Consider the following 18,253-nt stretch of genomic DNA (forward strand, 5'->3'; position numbering starts at 1 on the left):
AATCCCGCCTCTAACCCTATGGCAAGTGCATGTTCTTGTTGGTTTAAGGGCAGAAAGCCAGAATTGTGCCCCTAACCCTGACGGAAGTGCTGATAAAAGCAGGGTTAGAGGCATGAATGCCATCATTGCTGAAGGGAGAGCGTGATGTTTCTGCTGAGAATGGTATTCCGCTCGTTTTCGCGGCAGCTCAAGCGGCGATTGCTGATCGCGGTGACCGTCTGTCTGTCGGCCACGATCTGCGTGGCGATGCTCGGTGTCGTTTTCGACGTGGGCGACAAGCTCAATGCCGAACTGTCTACGTACGGCTCGAATATCGTGGTCAAGCCCAAGGCCGACGCGGTGGTGTCGGACCTGTACAACACGGCCGACGCGGGCAACGGCGCGGAAGCTGCGGACCCGACTTCGTTCCTCAAGGAATCGGATGTGCCCAGCATCAAGACGACGTTCTGGGCGTTCAATATCACCGATTTCGCGCCGGAACTCAACGTGAACGCCATCATCGATGGACGCAATGTGCCGGTGACGGGGACGTGGTTCAACAAGAAAGTGCCGCTGGCGACAGGCCAAAACGTGGTCGCCGGGGTCAAGGGCATGCGTTCGTGGTGGAAAGTCGACGGAGCCTGGGCCAAGGACGGGGCCGGAGCCTCGGGAACCGGCAAAGTTGTTGCGGCGGCTGATACCAATCAAACTGCCGTCGTTCAAGGCATGATGGGCAAGGACTTGGCCAACGTCACCCATACCAAAGTCGGGCAGACCGTCACGCTTTCCAAGGCGACGGCCGACGGGCAGCACCGCAGCCAGCGCGTACGAATTGTCGGGATTTTCGATTCCGGTGATAATGATGCCAACGGTGTTTACATTCCTTCGTGGTCGGCTCAGCGGCTTTCCGATTTGCCGGATTCCATCGACAAGATCGAGGTCAAGGCACTCACCACCCCTGAAAACGACTTGGCTCGCAAGGCCGAAAAGGATCCGGCGGCGCTGAGCCAGGAAGAGTGGGAGACCTGGTACTGCACGGCTTATCCGTCTTCAATCGCTTACCAGATTGAGGAAGTCATGCCCGGGGCAGTTGCCAAGCAAGTGCGGCAGGTCGCGGCGTTGCAGGGCGACGTGCTACACAAAACGCAGGCCGTGATGATACTGATGACCGCGCTGAGTCTTATCGCGGCGGCAATCGCCGTGGCCAATTTGATGGCATCTTCGATTGGTGAGCGTGGTTCGGAACTGGCGCTGCTCAAGGCCATCGGTGCTACTGACGGCGCGGTTTCGAGGTTGATGCTCACCGAGACGGCGGTCATTTCGCTGATTGGCGGCTTGGTTGGCGCGGGGCTTGGGTCGTTGCTCGCGCAAGTTATCGGACATGTCGTATTCGGCTCGGGAGTAGTGATGCGGCCGATGGTGTTTGTGTTGGTGTTCGTCCTGCTGGCCGTGACCATTCTGATCGCCTCGTTCTCCTCGATTCGTTCGATTCTGCACCTGCGTCCGGCAGAGGTGCTGCATGGTCGCTGATTGCAATGAGCTCGGATGGGAGCGTAAATACGAATATAAACAGCAAAATACGCGGACGCGATTCGGACGAAATCGGTTATTCGTCGATGCCGATAAAAACGAAAGGAGGGCAGCATGAGTGGCTTGAAGCGAAACGATGCAGGCAAAGATTCCGGTAAGAGTGCTGATAAAAATGTTAATGTTGCTGCGCAACGTAATCCGAATGTTCCTGCGAACGCTCCTGACGTCTCTATCGAGCATCCGATGACCAACCGGCGCATGTTCTTCCGCATGCTGTTCAGCGCGGTGTTCAGGCGGCGCTCGCGGGCGCTGATGGCCGTGGTCGCGTCCTTGGTAGGTGCGGCGACACTGTTCTGCCTTGCTGCCATTTGCGTGGCTGTGCCGCAGCAGATGAACGAGGAGATGCGTGCTTACGGTGCCAACCTCATCGTTACTCCTACGCAACGAACTGTGGCCGGGAAGGCGGTTGAAGGTTCTAACACCACGAATGTCGCAGATTCCGGGTTCGACCAGAAAACTGTCACCGCACTGAACTCGACGGTCAAAAATGCTGGTTCCGAACGTTCGGCCGCGTATCGGTACGAAAACACGCGTATCAATTCGTTGCCGTTTGTGGTGGCGGGCATCAATTCGCACGATGTGAAGGCGCTCAACCATCACTGGAGCGTCGAGGGCAAGTGGCCGTCGAACGGCGGTGTGATGCTCGGACGCGACGCGGCGACCAAGCTTGACGCGAAAATCGGCTCGATCATCACCATCAAATATAGTCCCGGCAAAAGCGTTGCTGCTGCGACCACCAGTGGGTCTGGCGGTTCCAGCAACTCCGGTTCGGGAAGCGAAGGCTCAGGCTCGCAGGGCTCGGCCAATACTGACGGCAATTCATCTGGGCATGACATGTCGAATATGAAGGACATGAAAATGTCCGAATCTGCACATGCCGATAACGTGCAGCAGGGCATGGTTGACGCGACCGTGAAGGACAAGTTAGGCAAGGCGCTGGACGGGATATCGGCAGAGGCCAAGACTCCCGATATGCCGGGTATGGATATGTCTGGCACGGGTTCGCGCGATATGCAGAATATGACGGGCATGCAGGGTATGAAGATGTCGGCCACAGATCTTGGTTCCGTCAATCTTGCGGAATGGGAATCGTCGGAAACGACGGGCGTTGGGAAGACGAACAATTATTTTGGTTCCGCAACGACCATGGGATGGAGCTTGTCGGGAACGAACGTTGAGAATTCGGATGATCATTTCGGTTCGGTCCAACTTGCCGAGTGGAAGCCTACTGCTCCCAACGCGGGCGGTACGGAATTCCGTGTGGATGGCATCGTTGACACCGGCGGCAGCGAGGACGATATGGTCTACGCCAACAACCTCGATGTTGACAAGCTCACCGGTTTCGAGCGTGGCGCGGACGTTGTCGAATTCTCCGTCGACACTTCTGATGCAGGGCTGAGCAATCTCGTCAGCTCCGTCAACAAGAAGACATCGCTTAACGCAAAGGCGCAGAAGGTCACGAAGATCACCTCGTCGAACGTTCGTATCATTACCATGCTGCAGACGCTTTTCTGGATTGTCACCGTGGTCGTGCTCGTGCTGACGCTGGTCGGTGTCGGAACCACAATTTCATCCATTGTTTCGCAGCGACGCAACGAAATCGGCTTGCGCAAGGCGCTTGGTGCCTCATCGCGTGACATTGCGGTGGAATTCACCGTTGAAGCAGCGCTTTACGGGTTGATTGGCGGATTGTTTGGCACGGCCATCGGCTACCTGCTCGCTCGTGCGCTCAGCGCGTCCGTTTTCGGACAAAAACTTTCGCTTAACTGGCCGCTGGCGCTCGCTTCCGTATTGGTAAGCATGCTGGTCGCGGTGCTCGCATCGCTACCACCCGTGCGCAACGCGGTGCGGATTGATCCGGCCGTGGTGCTGCAGGAAGAATGACGGAAGTCCTTCGCGAATAAACGTAAAAGTGCAAGAAATTATTGAAAGGAGTGGCTATGCTGCTCGAACTTGATCATATTTCGAAGATCTACGGCGACCTTCACGCGGTGGATGACCTCAGTCTCACCGTGCCGGCAGGGCAGTGGCTCGCGGTTGTGGGCTCGTCCGGTTCCGGCAAGACCACGCTGATGAACATCATCGGCTGCATGGATTCGCCGTCCAAGGGATCGGTGACGCTTGAAGGCCATGAGCTCAACGATTTGAACGCCACTCAGCTGGCCGACGTGCGCAAGAACGTCATCGGCCTGGTCTTCCAGAAGTTCTACCTCGTGCCGCATCTCACCGCCGTTGAGAACGTGATGGTGGCGCAGTACTACCATTCGGTGGTTGACGAGAAGGAGGCGCTCGAGGCGCTCGACCATGTCGGGTTGAAAGACCGCGCGAAGCATCTGCCCAGCGAACTTTCCGGCGGCGAGCAGCAGCGAGTGTGCATCGCTCGTGCGCTGATTAATCATCCCAAGCTGATACTGGCCGACGAGCCCACTGGCAATTTGGACGAGAAGAACGAGAAGATTGTGCTCGACCTTTTCCGCGAACTGCACGAGCAGGGAACCACCATTGTCGTGGTGACGCACGACGCTTTGGTCGCTTCGTGCGCACAGCGCGAGATCATGCTGAACCACGGCGTGCTTGTCGGCGAGCAGTGGAATGACGACAAGGCGCGTGAGGCTTACGAGGCTGCGGGTGGCAAGCCGGCTTTCACCGGTGCGCAAGTCGAAGGTGCCCAGCAGGGTGATACCCCGATTTCGTTCGCCAACCCCACGAAAGCCGCTAAAGTCAGAGGGTAAAATCTAGAACTATCAAAAAGAAGGACATTCTCCCTATCTTGATTGATTGGAATTGATAAAAATATAAATTTTTATCAATTCCATATCTTTTATCGACCTGTTATTGATAAAATAGTATAAAAATATCAATAAGCAAGTTTTTTGCGTTTACTATTGATACTTGGAGAGATATTTCTTTTGTAGGGTAGGCAAAAATGATGAAAGATTACCGTTCATTGGCGAGTCTATTTCATGCTGATAAAGATTCAAGCAGGACCAAACATTTGCAATTAGCGCATGAACGGCTCGAGGCGCGCTCCACCTTCCGTACGGGGATTATCACTCAGTTAGGTGAGCTGTTTGTAGCAGTGCCTCGAACTCTATCTCGGCAAGTTGAAGATATTTTTATCATGGAAATAGGTATCCTACCTATGTGGATGGATTTGTCCGATCTGATGAGAGACGAATTTATCGATGATTTTATCTCTGGGGAATTGTTGTCGACTAACCAGATGGAAGGCGTACGCAGCACTAGAAAAGAAACTGATTTGGCGGTTTCTTCGGCACGTGAAGTTCTCAACGGCGGTAAGACTAAACCTCTTTCCAAGACTATCCGTTTTGGTGAATTTGCGAAATTATATATGAAACTTTCGCGGGATGACAATAAATTGCCAAGAACTTTGGAGGATTTGCGGCATATTTATGATCAAGTCACCCAAGGTGAGATAACTGACGTTGATAGGCCGGATGGAAAATTGTTCCGTTCTGGTGACGAAGAAATTATAGGTCCTCATGGGGTTGTCCATTCTGGTGTGAGCGGGGAAGCGCATATCGAGGCTTTGTTGAATGGCATGCTTGAGATGGGTTCAACCGATAGGCTTACCGGGTTGTTTAGTGCGTTGGTGGTCCATTTTGTATTTGAATATATTCATCCGTTTTATGATGGAAACGGACGCACTGGTAGATATTTGTTGGCTTTGTATTTGCGACAAGTATTGACACTTCCGACCGTTCTATCATTAGCCAAAGTGATCGCAGATAACAAGGGAAAGTATTATAAAGCGTTTTCACAAGCTGAGGATACGTTGAATTGCGGGGAACTGACTTTCTTTGTTTCCGACATGCTTGATTTTATAAAATTGGCGCAGAATCAGCTTATTGATGAGCTGCTCATGAAAAACGAAATTGACAAGCGGGCAGAAAAGCTTCATTTCCAGCTTAGACTCGAGGACAATCTGAGCCATAAGGCTTCGGAGATATTGGAGTGTGTCATGAAACAAAATTTATTCGGTGTCAACGATGCTGTAGAACTTGACACCTTGGCACAGCAATGTAAGTGCTCAAAGCAAACCGTACGCAAATATTGCGTCGAGCTTGAACGGAAAGGCTTGGTCTCGATTCGTACAAGAAGACCATTGAGTTTCACCGTTTCCGAGGAATTGAGAAAACGGATGTATGCTTAGAGTCCATGAATCCCGTCATTTAGATTTCGTTCTTTCGGGTTATTAAATCAACTTGGTGCGTTCCATTTGGCCGGAGAACCAGGTGTTGAATTTCGAGGGCTTCGGCATGATGAGGCCGATGACGAGCATCACGGCGGCGTAGACCAGGACGATGCCCATCTGAATCCAGAAGTCGCCTTGATAGATGCCGGCGATGGCGGCGCGGGCGGCCTGGATCGAATGCGTTGCGGGCAGGAACGGGTTGATGACCTGTACGAATTTCGGCAGCACCTGCAGCGGGTAAGTGCCAGAGGAGCCGGAAATCTGCATCACCAGAATAATGACTGTCGTTGCTTTGCCGATGGTGCCGAAGCAGGCCACCAGCGTGTAGATGACGAACGCGTAGACCAAGCCGGAAACCCATCCGGCGAGCATGAACAGCATCGGATGGACCGCGTGAACCCGTAGGAACAGCAAGGTTCCTGCGCAGGAGAATGTGCTTTGCAGCAGAGAGATGAGGGCGAAAATGCCGAAACGGCCGAGGAAGAGCTGGTAGGATTTCGGTTCGTCGAAAAGGCGTCCGGCATCATCGATGGAGACGGATTCATCTTCCGGCGAAGCGGGACTTGCGAAAGTCTTGGCTTCAACACGGGTATCGGTGGTATCTATGGGTTGTGTGGTCTCGTTATTGGCATCGATTGGATTGCTGAGAACGAGTGTATCCGCTTTGTCTGCAATGGCCGCATTTGTTTTCGTGCCGGGATTCTTTTGACGACGACGTCTGTGCAACCAGCTCCAACCGGTTCCGGAACTGGCTTCGCCCAACTTGCGTCGCGTTTCACGTGAAACGTTGGTTTTGATGGTCAGCGCAATCAGAAGTGAACCGACCCACAACGGTATGAACGTGTAGAACGGGGTCAGCGACGTACCGAAATTCTCGACCGGGAACACTGCGTTGCGTTTGAGTGCAACTGGTGCGGCGAGGGTTGCAGCGAGCTTGTCGGGGTCGCCGGAAAGCAGCTTTTTGACTTTAGCCATGTCGCCGCTGTTGAGCGCATTGGTCAATTGCTGGCTGAAAGTGGTCAGTTTGCTGCTTGCATCGGAAAGCGTGGCTGAGGTGTCAGCGAGCGTGGCGCGCGCCTGCTTAAGTTTGCCGTTGGCTTGGTTGGCCGTGTTATTGAGATCCGTCATGCTGTTGTTAAGGTCTGAGGCGCCGGAACCGAGAGTCCCGGAAACGGAGGAAAGCGATGAAGTGATGCTTGCAATCTGCGGTTTCAGGGTCTTGGAAAGATTGGTGTTGAGCCCGTCGATGGCCGTTTTGGATTGGTTGGCCAGGCCGACGATTTGTTCGCGTTGCGCTGTCGCATCCCCGGTTTTGGCATCAAGGTCGCTGGCTGAGGTGTTCAGAGTGGTTTGCAATGCATTTTGACGGGCGATGATGCCGTCAAGGGTCTTGAGCGCCTCGGTTGGAGGGGACGGCAACCCGGCCAACGTGTCTCGGATTTTCTGATATTGAGCTGCTTGGTCTCCTATCAGTCCGGCCTGTTTGCGCAGTGTCGCCGAGACGTCGGCGGAGGATTTGCCGGCGCTGTCTAAAGCGTTGCCGATATCCGTGCCGATGGCGGCGTTGCTCGAGCTACTGGCGTTTAACGCCTGCGAAAGTGTGGAAGTCGCGGTATCGAGCGCGTCCGAAACGTCCTTGACGTTGCCGCCTGCCTTGTTGAGCTGTTTCAATGATTTGCCGGCATCGCTCGAAGCGTTGTTGAGCAGGGCCGAGGAGCTGGAAAGCAGGGTTTGGGAAATGTCGATAAGACTTGCGTAGACATCCACGTTGGTTGCGGAATCGTTGAGCTGGCTGGCCAAATCGTTGATATTGCCATTGAATGTGGTCAGGCGCTCGCGGGCGTCAGAGGAATCCATTTGTTTCGACAATCCGGAGGCTACGCTCAGTGCGGTGCTCGTGATGGTCTTCGCGAACATCTCGTTGACTTCTTTGGAAATCTGGTCGGCGCCTTGCCCGGTGACTTTCGGCGCGACGGCGTTCTTTTTCTCGTTGGTGTAATACTCGAGTGTCGCGTGTTTGGCGTCGGAGGAGAAGAAGGTCATCATGTTGCGGCTGAAATCCTTGGGAATGATGACCGCCGCGTAGTAGGTGCCGGCTTTGGTGCCCTCGATGGCTTTGTCTTTGGTCGTAAACGTCCAATCGAGTTGGCTGTTGGCGCGAAGCTGGCCGATGACTTGGTCGCCGAGTTTCATTTTCACCGGCATAAGGTCGCTGGAATAGCCTTCGTCGACGCTTGCCACGGCGAATTTGAGGTTTTTGGTGTTGCCGAACGGGTCCCAGCTCGCGGTGACATTGAACCAGGTGAACAGCGCGGGGATGACGACCAAGCCCATCAGGATGATGATCGAAATGATATTGCTGGTGATGCGCCGAATGTCGCCAGTGAAGAGTTTCCAAATGGTTCTCATTGAAGGTCGCCTCCTTCCGTGTTCTTATGAGCCGTTTTGGCTTTTGCCTTCTTGCGTGGTCGCTGGCGTTCGTATAGCAGCGTTCGTACGGCATCGTCTTCCAGATTGCCGAGGCGCACTTGCCGGGCGAGACTGTCGCGAATCGACTCGACGACGACCAGGAAGATAATGGTGACAAGGAACCAAATGACCCACGCGGCCAGCGCTATCAGCTTGGTGCCGGTGGTCAGCGAGAACGTGATGGCCATAGCTGCCGGAACCGCGATGCCGAATGCCAGCGCGCCCCGCATGAGCTTTGGATAAAGCAGGGCGAATTTCCTAGCGCGTTCCTCGATGCCGGCGCGATATTCCTCTTTGTCGGCCAACATGTTCAGAGCCTGAGAAATCGGGTATTCACCGGACTTGTGCAGTGCCGGTTCGCTGCTGATGATGTCGCTGGCCTTGAGCTGGCGGTCGACCAAGCGCTGCAGATTGCCCATATGTGGCTTGACTGCGAGCCCCAGGATGAAGAACAGAATGGCGAAAATCATCAGGCGTCCCATATTGGCGAACCAGTCGGCGCGGTAGAAGCCGGCGATGGTCTCGCGCAACGCGTTGATGGAATAGGTGAACGGAAGGTAGGGGTACAGGGCACGGAAGAATTTCGGCATCATTTCGATGGGGTACATGCCTGACGAACCGGGAATCTGGATGATGACCAGCGCGACGCATAACGCCTTGCCGACGTGCAGGAAGGTAGCGGAAAGCGCGTAGGTGATGCTGACGTAGACTATCGAGGCAAGTATCGCGGTAATGATGAAAATCGGCACGTTGTAACATTGCACACCGATGATCAGCTCGCCCAGCACGGTGACGACGGCCTGAATCGAAGCGATAAGCGCGAAAAGAATCCAGCGACCCCAGTAGCGCTGGCCGGGCGTCGGCTCGTTTTCCAGCCCGTCATCGTCCACTTCCAGCTTCATCAAGACGACGAGCATGAACGCCCCGACCCACAGCGTCAGGTTCGTGAACAGCGGTGCCATGCCGGAGCCGTAAGTGCTCACCGGATAGACGATTTTCGTGTCGAGGACGGTCGGTGAGAGCATGAAATCCGCGATTTTCGCAGCGTCGAGCTTGCCGTCGCCGCCCACGGATTTCGCCAGTATCCCCGAGCTGCCAAGCGTCGAAGAGCCGGAAAGTGCGGAAATATCGGTGGTGAGTGTCGTCAGATGGCTTTGCAGATTCGCCAAGCCTTTGTCGGTGCCGGCGAGGGCCTTGGCGGCGGTGGTGGCGGCTTGATCGAGCTGGTTCAGGACGAGCGTGGATTGCGTAATCAATGAGCCCTGCGAAGCGAGGTTGGCCGAAGACGTCGCTGCGACGCTCGAAAGTCCGTTGAGGCCGTTGTTGAGCTGCGGAAGCGCGCCCGTTGTAATGGTTTTCCTTGCGTTTGCAGCGTTGCCCAAAGCCGATTGCGTGGAAGTATTGATGCCGTTGGCCGCCGAAACGGTGCTGGAAACCGTCGAGCCAAGGTTCTTGCTGGAATTGAGATCACTCAGGGCATTAATGGAATCTCCGAGACGTTGATTTTGCGTTTTGAGATCGGCGATGGCGCTAGAACTTCCTGGCACGCCCGCCGCTTCCAAGCGGCTGATGAGGCTACCGGTATCCGTGTTGATCTGCTGGGCCGTGGAAAGTGCCGAACCCACGTCCCCGTTGGCTTTCGTCAGTCCGGCTGCAATCGAATTGATAGCGACGTTCGATTGCGAGCTTGCTTGTGAAAGCAGACTCGAGCTTTGGTCGAGCGTGCCGCCGGCGCCGTTGACGAAGTCGTTGAGGGTGTTTTGCGTTTTTGCAATGGCGGAAGACGCGTCGTTCAACTGCTGGGAAGTGCCGGCTCCGGCTTTTTGAGTTTTGTCAAGGGTTCCCCGAGCTGCTTTGGTCTTGTCGGGAACGCCATTCAATGTAGTCGTCAAGTCGCTGATATTGCTGCGGATATCGGCGACGGACTGCTGTGCCTTGTTGAGGTCGGCAAGTGTGTCGGCCGTTGCGCTGTCGGCTTTGGTATTGATTTCGGCATCGGTTTTGTTGACAACGCCGGAAACCACCTTGCTTACTGTGGAAACGAAGGTCTCATTGACCTGGCTATCGACCGTGGATGCGCCGGTATCGGTTATGCGACTTGCCAGTGCGTTGGCCTTTTCGTTGACATAGTATTCCAGCGTCGGGCGCGTGCTATGTCCTTCGATGACTCCGGCGACGCGGTCGCTGAAATCTCCCGGGATGATGATGGAGGCGTAACTGGCCCCGGATTCCACGCGCTGCATGGCTGCGGACTGGTCAGCGAATTTCCAGCCCAGCTGAGTATTGCTTTTGAGCTGGCGGACGATTTGCGCGCCCATGTTCATTTTGCCGATGGTCTTCGAATCGGTGCCGCGGTCGTTGTTGACGACGATTACTTCAATGGCGTTGGTGTTGCCGTAGGGGTTCCAAAAACCCGCGATATTGAACCACGCGTAAAGCGGCGGGATGAAGACGAGCCCGAAGAGGACGACCCACGCGGCAGGGACGCGCAGCAAACGTGCGATGTCACGTCGCGCAATGGCCATCACGTTGCTCATGAATGGGCTCCTTGGGCTTGTTCTGTTGGGAAGGGAATAACGACATCGGACTCGATCTGACGATTCCCGCTTGTATCTACTATTATCCCCGATGTTATCACCCTATTTGAAGCCCTGAATCTTCTGTTTAAAGCGAATAAATCTGATGGTTTGCGGGCTGGGTGATTGCGCGGTCGAAACGGTGATTGTTGCGAGGTTATGAATGCGGCGGGAATGGAGCCGGTGCTTCCATTCCCGCCGCATTGCGCGTGCTTCGTTGATTGGGATGGTTTGTCTAGATCGATTAGCAGCCGGCCGAGAACCCGCGCAAGATTATGGCCAGACCGGTGAGCGTCAGGGCGACGGCGATGATGGCGAGGTGCAGGATGGGTGAGCCGGTCTGCGCCAGCCCGTTTTGCCGCTGCGCGCCTTCTGTTTGCTGTTGGCCGGATGTTTTGGACGCGTCTGCGGGCTTTTGTGTGAAGACTGCGGGCGATGGGATGTGGTCCGGATTGGTTATCGGTGAGTGGCCGGGCGTTCCCGGCAACGTCGGCCCGGCGACGATTGGCTCGGTTTCCTCGTCCTCTGGCTCGACTTCACTTTCGTCGATGTCGGTTTCGCCTTCTTCGGATTCGACTTCGTCGATCCCGCTCTCTCCTTCGCTGCCGCTGACTTCCCCTTCATCTTCGCCGGGTGCGGTTTCTCCCTCACCAATCTCGGATCCGCCTTCGCCGGGCTCCGTTCCACTTTCCCCTTCTCCAGTCTCGGTTCCGCCTTCGCCTCCCGAACGCTGCCACACCGCGTGCATCGTGGCGTTGTCGTTATTGTTCGCAGTGAATACGGAACCGGCCAGATAATGGGGTTCCTGGGCATCCTGATCGTGTGACCATCCCGCCAAGGTATGGTCCGTATTGATCATTTCGCCTTGTCCGGGCATCTCGAATTCGGCTGACGTGCCCGGCCAAGCGTCGCGCGTCATCGTCGCCGGGGCTGCACCCTGCGCTCCGTTGGCGCTGAAGCTCACCGAAACCTCGGCCTTGCCGTACCAAGTCGTGCTTGGTGAGTCCTGCCCGAAACCGAGGGCCGGATTGCCTGTCCAATTACCGTCCTGGCTTTTCCATTTGGCGGAAGGTGCGTTTGCCGCGCCTCTGAACGCCGCGTTGGCCCCGACGTTGACGAAGCGCAGGTCGGTGCAGCCTTCGAACATATTGTCGATTCGGTCGTCACTGCTGATTTTGCTGGTGTCGAAGCCAGAAAGGTCGAGCCTTTTGAGCGCAGAGTCGCCTCGGAACATGGCGGCCATGGTAATCACGTTGCCGGTGGAGAACGATGAGCCCATGTTGATTGATGTCACGCTTTTCATGCCTCCGAACATGTGATTCATGTTGGTGACCTTGGAGGTGTCGAATTTGTCCCCTAAATCAAGACTTTGGAGCGTGGAATTCGCTGCGAACATATAGCTCATATCGGTCACATTGCTGGTGTCGAATTTATCGCCAAAAGTGATGCTGCCGAGCGACGGGTTCTTATAGAACATGTTTCTCATATCGGTTGCGTCGCTGGTATCGAGGCCGGTCAGGTCGATGCTGGTCAGATACGGCATATCATAAAACATCTGGGAGGAGTCGACGTGGGCCTTGACGGGCGAATCCACCGTCACGGTTTTAATCGAGTACCTGACGGAATACCACGGGCGGGTGTTGGGCAAGGTGCCGATGCGTCCCTCGTATCTGGTTCCAAGATGCAGTTGCGAGCAGTCCGAACTCAACTGCCAGTAAGCGTCGGTGCCGAACGAGCGTTTGCTGGCATCGCAGTGGGCCTGAGCGACTGATGCCTGATTGGTGCTCTCGAAGGATGGCTCATGCTCGCCGGCCATCGCGGTTTGCGGCACTATGGCAAGGGCGGCAGCGGCCAATGAGATGGCCGCAGTGGCTATTACGTTTCGTGTCTTCATTGATTGTTCCTGATCATTCGTTAGTCGGATGGTCGGTCGTTCTTTTTAATTGTCTAATTTTGTTCTTTTGTTTTTCTGATTTTTGTTTGTTCGCGTAGTTTACGATCTAAAAGATCGTGTGTTTGGTTATGAGCGATGACGTCACGCCATCTTCGGTGTGATATATGAAATATCCCCAAATCCAACGTATCGGTTTTATGGGACAAATAAGAATATATTGATTAATTTATATTGATTCTTTTCAAATCGGATTTGAACCCGACCGCAGTGCAAGGTACCCTTGAGAGGATTGCTGAGAAGATGTGCTATGAAGGGGAGTGGGACTATGGGGGCTGCTCCTGGTGACGAAAATTCGGGGAAACCGCTGACTCGCAAAGCCGGCAAAATCGGCAACGCCGGCAAGACAGGGCGGGCGAGTAAAGCCGGCGAAGCCGAGAGCGCCGGAAATGCCGACAAAACTTTGTACAATTCCGCGGAATCTTCGGCGAAAGCTCTAGACAGGGTGACGGTCTCGGCTAAATCCTCGGCAAACGCACTTGGCAAGGCGGCGAGCTCTGCCGCGGGTGCCGTGGCGCATTCAGCCGCCCGTGCCGCCGAAGGCGTCAGCGACGCTTCCCGCAACTTCGCCAACCATGCGTCCGGACATCTCACTTTGATTGGCCGTGTCTATGGTGTTTTGGTTCTGCTGGTCGGACTCGTTGGCGTGCCATACGTCGGTTATGCGATTTTCGACGGCATCCATAAATTCTTTACCGGCAGGCTCCATGCCGACCCGCTCGATCTGACGTTCCTGTTGACCTGCGCGCAGGCTGTCGTCTCGCTGGCCAATGCCGCGGCCCTGATTGTTTTTGGTGTGATGCTGCTGCGTGACCTGCGCAAGCATGCGGCGCAATGGGCATATGTGCTTATGGCGGTGACGTTCGTCCAAGGCATGCTTTCGTTGGCATTGCAGGGGCTTGGGCCCGGCGTTGGGCTATCGCTTATTCAGATCGCGATTCTGGTGGCGCTTGCCATCGCGCTCGATCCAGCGTTGATCGGCGAACGCGTTGTGCAGCGCAAACTCAAACGGATGGACGAGCACGACGAATACATCGAGGCCAAAGGTGCCGGTATGCTCGGCCGGGATCCGAGCGGCAAAGGCTACGTCGAACTCAACATTTTCAATGTGTTCTGGCTTTTCGTGGTCGGCTGCGTCGGCGGGCTCATCGTCGAGGAAATCTACCATCTCATCTTCTTCAACGAATGGCAGGACCGCGCAGGGCTCATTTGGGGCCCGTTCTCGCCGATTTACGGCTTCGGCGTCGTGGTGTTGACGATGTGCCTGAATCGTTTGTGGCATGCCAACGCCATCCTGATTTTCTTCGCCAGTGCGATTATCGGCGGTTGTTTTGAATCGTTTGTGGCATGGTTTATGCAGATTGCGTTCGGCATCATTGCATGGAATTATTCGAACGACTGGCTACCTCTTTTCGGTGGGAAGACCTGTGGCAAATACATGTTTTTCTGGGGGTTAGCGGGCCTGGTCTGGCTGCGCGAGCTGCTGCCGCGTCTGCTGAAGTTCATCAATCTCATCCCGTGGAAATGGCGTTACGCGCTGACCGCCGTCATGTTGGTGTTCATGCTCATTGATATCGCGGTCACCCTGATGGCGTTCGATTGCTGGTATGGCCGCATCGCCGGATTGCCGCAGACCTCACCGGTCGCGCGTTTCTTCGGCGAGCATTTCGACAACGCCATGATGCAGCACCGTTTCCAGACCATGAGCATCAACCCGAAGTGGTCGGGTCGCGGCTGAATCCTCTCAATACCGCCATAAACAAGCCACTGACGGCCCATAGGTGGCGTAAAAATGGCGCAGTTTCCCAGTTCCGCCATTTTCGGGCCGCTGAAGGGTAATCCAGACTGGTCAGTGGCTTGTTTTGGTGCAATCTTCAGACGAAGGACCGCGATGGGCTGGCATCAGAAATCCCAGTCGTCGTCGCTGGTTTCTTCGGCCTTGTTGGCGGAGTTTGCACCGGTTGAGGCCGGGGTCGAAGGAGAGGATATCCCGGCGGTGGCACCCGCGGAAGCGGTTGACCCGAAATTAATGCCATTGCCACCGAACAGGCTGGCGGGTTTGAGGGCAGATGCCAACGATTCCATATCGTTCAATTCGTCGGTTACCGCAGGGTTCGGTTGGCTGATTTCGGCGGGGAACAGGGCAGGGTAGCCCAGGTAGGAGAGGGCCTTGTTGGCGTTGTAGCTCAGGAATTTTTCGATATCGTCGTCGAGGCCGAAATCGGCGTAAGGCAGCGTATAGCTGTAATCTTCCTCAGCAAAGTACAGGTTATTGGCAAGATCGTAGGCATACTGGCGTATGGTCTCACGCGTGGCATCGTCAAGCTGTTCGAGTTTTTGCTGGTAAATCGAGCCGAGATATGAGCTGGATGTGACGATGTCGCGATTGATCAGGCGAATGATATCGGCGGATTTCGTCATCGTTCCGCGGCTGGAAAGCCACATTGGCAGATAGAAACCGGACTCGACCAGCAGCGCTTCAGCTAGCACTGCCGCCGCGAGCCGCTTGAGCGCGCCGAGGTCGGGGATGTTGGTTGTGGCGGAATCGGAATCGGAAACCGGGGCGTTCGGCGTGGCAATTTCCGTCGGCGAAGAAATACTCGATGAATCGGCAGGCGAATCCTGGTTTTGGCCATTGTTTTCAGCGGTGGAGGTATTCGAATTATTGGAAGCAGCGGCGTACTCATTTTCGAGCAGCTGCAGTTTTTCCTGCATTGATTCGTTCTGTTGTGTCCAAGCAAACGCGGATTGTGCGGAATCATTGTTTTCGCTGTTATTGATGCCTTTTGCTTTGTTTATATTACTTTCAAGTGCGGCAATCAGTGCTGAATAAGCCTTGGTGTGCACCGACTCGCCAAAGGCGATAGCGGTCAAAACCGCCTGCCTTGTGCCGGCGCCATCGCGCTCGGCGTCAGTACTCAAAGCGCTGGTTGCGCTGCTGGTCTGCAGCGATTCGAGTGCGGAAAGCCCGGCAAAAATGCGGCTCAGCGCCACTCGTTCGTTGTCGCTCAGCCCGCGAATATCCTCTGCGTCATCGGCAAGTGAGACCTGCTCGGGTGTCCAGAGATTCGCGGTCATGGTGTTGAATGTGTCGCGGTCTGCATCGGCGTCCGCTCCGCCAAGATTCCAGTCCATCGCGGTAAAAGTCATGAAAGTTCCTTTATAAGGTATGTGATTATCTATCAGTATCGCACGGCTGCTCAATTCCGTAAGAGGCATCTATGCAAGTGCCCGCCAATATCAACGGATATCTGGCGGGCACTTGTGTTTTTCAGCTTGAGGCTTGAGCGCTGGATTTACAGCATGCAGCTGACGCAGCCTTCGACCTCGGTGCCCTCAAGCGCCTGCTGGCGGATGCGGATGTAGTAGAGGGTCTTGATGCCCTTGCGCCAGGCGTAGATCTGCGCCTTGTTGAGCTCACGCGTGGTGACGCCAGCGGGGAAGAAGAGGGTGAGTGAAAGGCCCTGATCGACGTGCTGGGTGGCCTCGGCGTAGGTGTCCACGATCTTCTTCCAGCCGATTTCGTAGGCGTCCTGGAAATAATCGAGGTTGTCGTTGGTCATGTACGGCGCCGGATAATAGACGCGGCCGACTTTGCCTTCCTTGCGGATCTCGATCTTCGAGGCGATCGGGTGGATCGAGGAGGTGGAGTGGTTGATGTAGGAGATCGAACCGGTCGGCGGCACGGCCTGCAGGTACTCGTTGTAGATGCCGTCCTTCAGGATCTCGTCGCGCAGCGTCTCCCAGTCGGAGACGGTGGGGATGTGGATGCCGAAGCGCTCGAAGAGGTCCTTCACGGTCTGGGTCTTGGGCTCGAGCGAGCGGCGGCCGTCGGTGTACTTGTCGAAGTAGTTGCCCTGGCCGGCCGGCTTGGCGTAATCGGACTTGTCGAAGGTTGCGAAGGCGTGACCGCGCTCGACGGCCAGCTTGTGCGAGGCCTTGTAGGCGTGGTAGGCCACAGTCATGAAGTACATGTCGGTGAAGTCCAGCGCCTCTTCGGAGCCGTAATACATGTGCTCACGGGCAAGGAAGCCGTGCAGGTTCATCTGTCCCAGGCCGATGGAGTGACCCTCTTCGTTGCCGCGCTTGATGGACGGCACGGAATCGATGTGGGTCTGCTCGGAAACGGAAGTGAGGGCACGGATTGCGGTCTCCACCGGGTCGGCCAGGCCGCCGTCCATCGCCTTCGCAATGTTGAGGGAGCCGAGGTTGCAGGAGATGTCCTTGCCGACATGGTCGTAGCTGAGGTCGGCGTTATAGGTGGAGGGTTCCTGCACCTGCAGAATTTCGGAGCAGAGGTTGGACATGGTAACGCGGCCGTCGATCGGGTTGGCCTTGTTGACCGTGTCCTCGAAGAGGATGTAGGGGTAGCCGGACTCGAACTGCACCTCGCCGAGGGTCATGAAGAACTCACGGGCGTCGATGTAGGTCTTGTGGATGCGGTCGTCGTTCAGCATCTCGTCATACTTTTCGGTGACCGAAATATCTGCGAAAGGCTTGCCGTAGACGCGCTCGACATCGTAGGGGGAGAAGAGGGCCATCTTCTCCTTGCGCTTGGCAAGCTCGAAGGTGATGTCGGGGATGACGACGCCGAGCGACAGCGACTTGATTCGCGTCTTCTCGTCGGCGTTCTCGCGCTTGGTGTCGAGGAAACGCAGGATGTCGGGATGGTGAGCGTTGAGGTAGACCGCGCCCGCGCCCTGACGTGCGCCGAGCTGGTTGGCGTAGGAGAAGGAGTCCTCCAAGAGCTTCATCACCGGCACGACGCCGCTGGACTGGTGCTCGATGTGCTTGATCGGAGCGCCCTGCTCACGCAGGTTGGTGAGCAGCAGGGCCACGCCGCCGCCGCGCTTGGAGAGCTGGAGGGCGGAGTTGATGCCGCGGGAAATGGACTCCATGTTGTCCTCAATGCGCACGAGGAAGCAGGAGACGGGCTCGCCGCGCTGCGCCTTGCCGAGATTCAGGAAGGTCGGGGTGGCAGGCTGGAAACGTCCGGAGAGAATCTCGTCGACGTACTTGACGGCGAGCTTCTCGTCGCCGGCTGCGAGCTCAAGCGCCACAGCGCCGCTGCGCTGCGGGAAGTCCTCGAGGTACTGCTTGCCGTCGAAGGTCTTCAGCGCGTAGGAACGATAGAACTTGAAGGCGCCAAGGAAGGTCTCGAACTCGAAGCCGAAGTCTTCGATGTGCTTGTAGAAGGAATCAAGGAACTCGGGGGTGTACTGCTCGAAGACCTTTCCATCGTAATACAGATTGTCGATAAGGTACTTCAGACGCTCGGCGGTGGAGCCGAATTTCTTGGTGTTCTCCGCGACGTGGGTGCTGACGTAGGCGCGCTCGGCCTCCTTGTCCTTGTCAAACTGGATCTTGCCGTCTTCGTCGTAGAGGTTGAGCATCGCGTTGAGCGAATGGTAGTCGTGTTCCGGGTCGAAACCGGTGTCTTCGACGGTGTTATCCATGCTCAGCGCTGTGTCG

The 18,253-nt window shown here is 55.7% G+C and carries 9 protein-coding genes and 2 pseudogenes; 6 read left to right on the plus strand and 5 right to left on the minus strand.

Annotated features, from left to right (window positions below; genetic code table 11):
• Nucleotides 1-144 precede the first annotated feature (144 nt).
• The 5 genes and pseudogenes from PT279_RS00775 to PT279_RS00795 all read left to right on the plus strand — a co-directional run bounded on the left by PT279_RS00775 (nucleotide 145) and on the right by PT279_RS00795 (nucleotide 5,743).
• Nucleotides 145-1,509 (plus strand): FtsX-like permease family protein, encoded by a 1,365-nt coding sequence (locus PT279_RS00775; protein ID WP_277164519.1) that lies wholly within the window; start codon nucleotides 145-147, stop codon nucleotides 1,507-1,509.
• A gap of 243 nt (nucleotides 1,510-1,752) precedes the next feature.
• Nucleotides 1,753-2,274 (plus strand): annotated as a pseudogene (locus tag PT279_RS00780) (ABC transporter permease); the annotation flags it as partial.
• Between the two features lie 540 nt (nucleotides 2,275-2,814).
• Nucleotides 2,815-3,453 (plus strand): annotated as a pseudogene (locus PT279_RS00785) (FtsX-like permease family protein); the annotation flags it as partial.
• 56 nt (nucleotides 3,454-3,509) lie between these two features.
• Complete coding sequence (locus PT279_RS00790) at nucleotides 3,510-4,301, plus strand: ABC transporter ATP-binding protein (protein ID WP_277164521.1); 792 nt, start codon at nucleotides 3,510-3,512, stop codon at nucleotides 4,299-4,301.
• Nucleotides 4,302-4,495: 194 nt separating this feature from the next.
• Complete coding sequence (locus tag PT279_RS00795; protein WP_277164523.1) at nucleotides 4,496-5,743, plus strand: Fic family protein; 1,248 nt, start codon at nucleotides 4,496-4,498, stop codon at nucleotides 5,741-5,743.
• Nucleotides 5,744-5,785: 42 nt separating this feature from the next.
• Here the strand turns inward: PT279_RS00795 and PT279_RS00800 are convergent, their stop codons facing one another.
• The 3 genes from PT279_RS00800 to PT279_RS00810 form a co-directional block, all read right to left on the minus strand.
• Nucleotides 5,786-8,194 (minus strand): YhgE/Pip domain-containing protein, encoded by a 2,409-nt coding sequence (locus PT279_RS00800; RefSeq protein WP_277164525.1) that lies wholly within the window; start codon nucleotides 8,192-8,194, stop codon nucleotides 5,786-5,788.
• Nucleotides 8,191-10,791: a YhgE/Pip domain-containing protein gene (locus PT279_RS00805; protein ID WP_277164527.1), complete on the minus strand. Its 2,601-nt coding sequence runs from the start codon at nucleotides 10,789-10,791 to the stop codon at nucleotides 8,191-8,193. The genes PT279_RS00800 and PT279_RS00805 overlap by 4 nt, the downstream gene beginning before the upstream one ends.
• Before the next feature lie 283 nt (nucleotides 10,792-11,074).
• The gene (locus PT279_RS00810; RefSeq protein WP_277164529.1) at nucleotides 11,075-12,724 is read right to left on the minus strand and encodes a BspA family leucine-rich repeat surface protein; all 1,650 of its coding nucleotides are present in this window, start codon (nucleotides 12,722-12,724) and stop codon (nucleotides 11,075-11,077) included.
• Nucleotides 12,725-13,031: 307 nt separating this feature from the next.
• Between PT279_RS00810 and PT279_RS00815 the strand changes: the two genes are divergently transcribed.
• Complete coding sequence (locus tag PT279_RS00815; protein WP_277164531.1) at nucleotides 13,032-14,519, plus strand: putative ABC transporter permease; 1,488 nt, start codon at nucleotides 13,032-13,034, stop codon at nucleotides 14,517-14,519.
• A gap of 164 nt (nucleotides 14,520-14,683) precedes the next feature.
• Here PT279_RS00815 and PT279_RS00820 read toward each other — a convergent pair whose 3' ends face one another.
• Both PT279_RS00820 and nrdE read right to left on the minus strand, forming a co-directional pair.
• Nucleotides 14,684-15,931: a ribonucleotide-diphosphate reductase subunit beta gene (locus PT279_RS00820; protein WP_277164533.1), complete on the minus strand. Its 1,248-nt coding sequence runs from the start codon at nucleotides 15,929-15,931 to the stop codon at nucleotides 14,684-14,686.
• A 146-nt stretch (nucleotides 15,932-16,077) separates the two neighbouring features.
• Nucleotides 16,078-18,237, minus strand: coding sequence for a class 1b ribonucleoside-diphosphate reductase subunit alpha (gene nrdE / locus PT279_RS00825; protein WP_277165183.1), 2,160 nt, complete (start codon nucleotides 18,235-18,237; stop codon nucleotides 16,078-16,080).
• Nucleotides 18,238-18,253: the final 16 nt, after the last annotated feature.

This window comes from Bifidobacterium sp. ESL0784 (assembly GCF_029433295.1).
GTDB lineage: Bacteria > Actinomycetota > Actinomycetes > Actinomycetales > Bifidobacteriaceae > Bifidobacterium.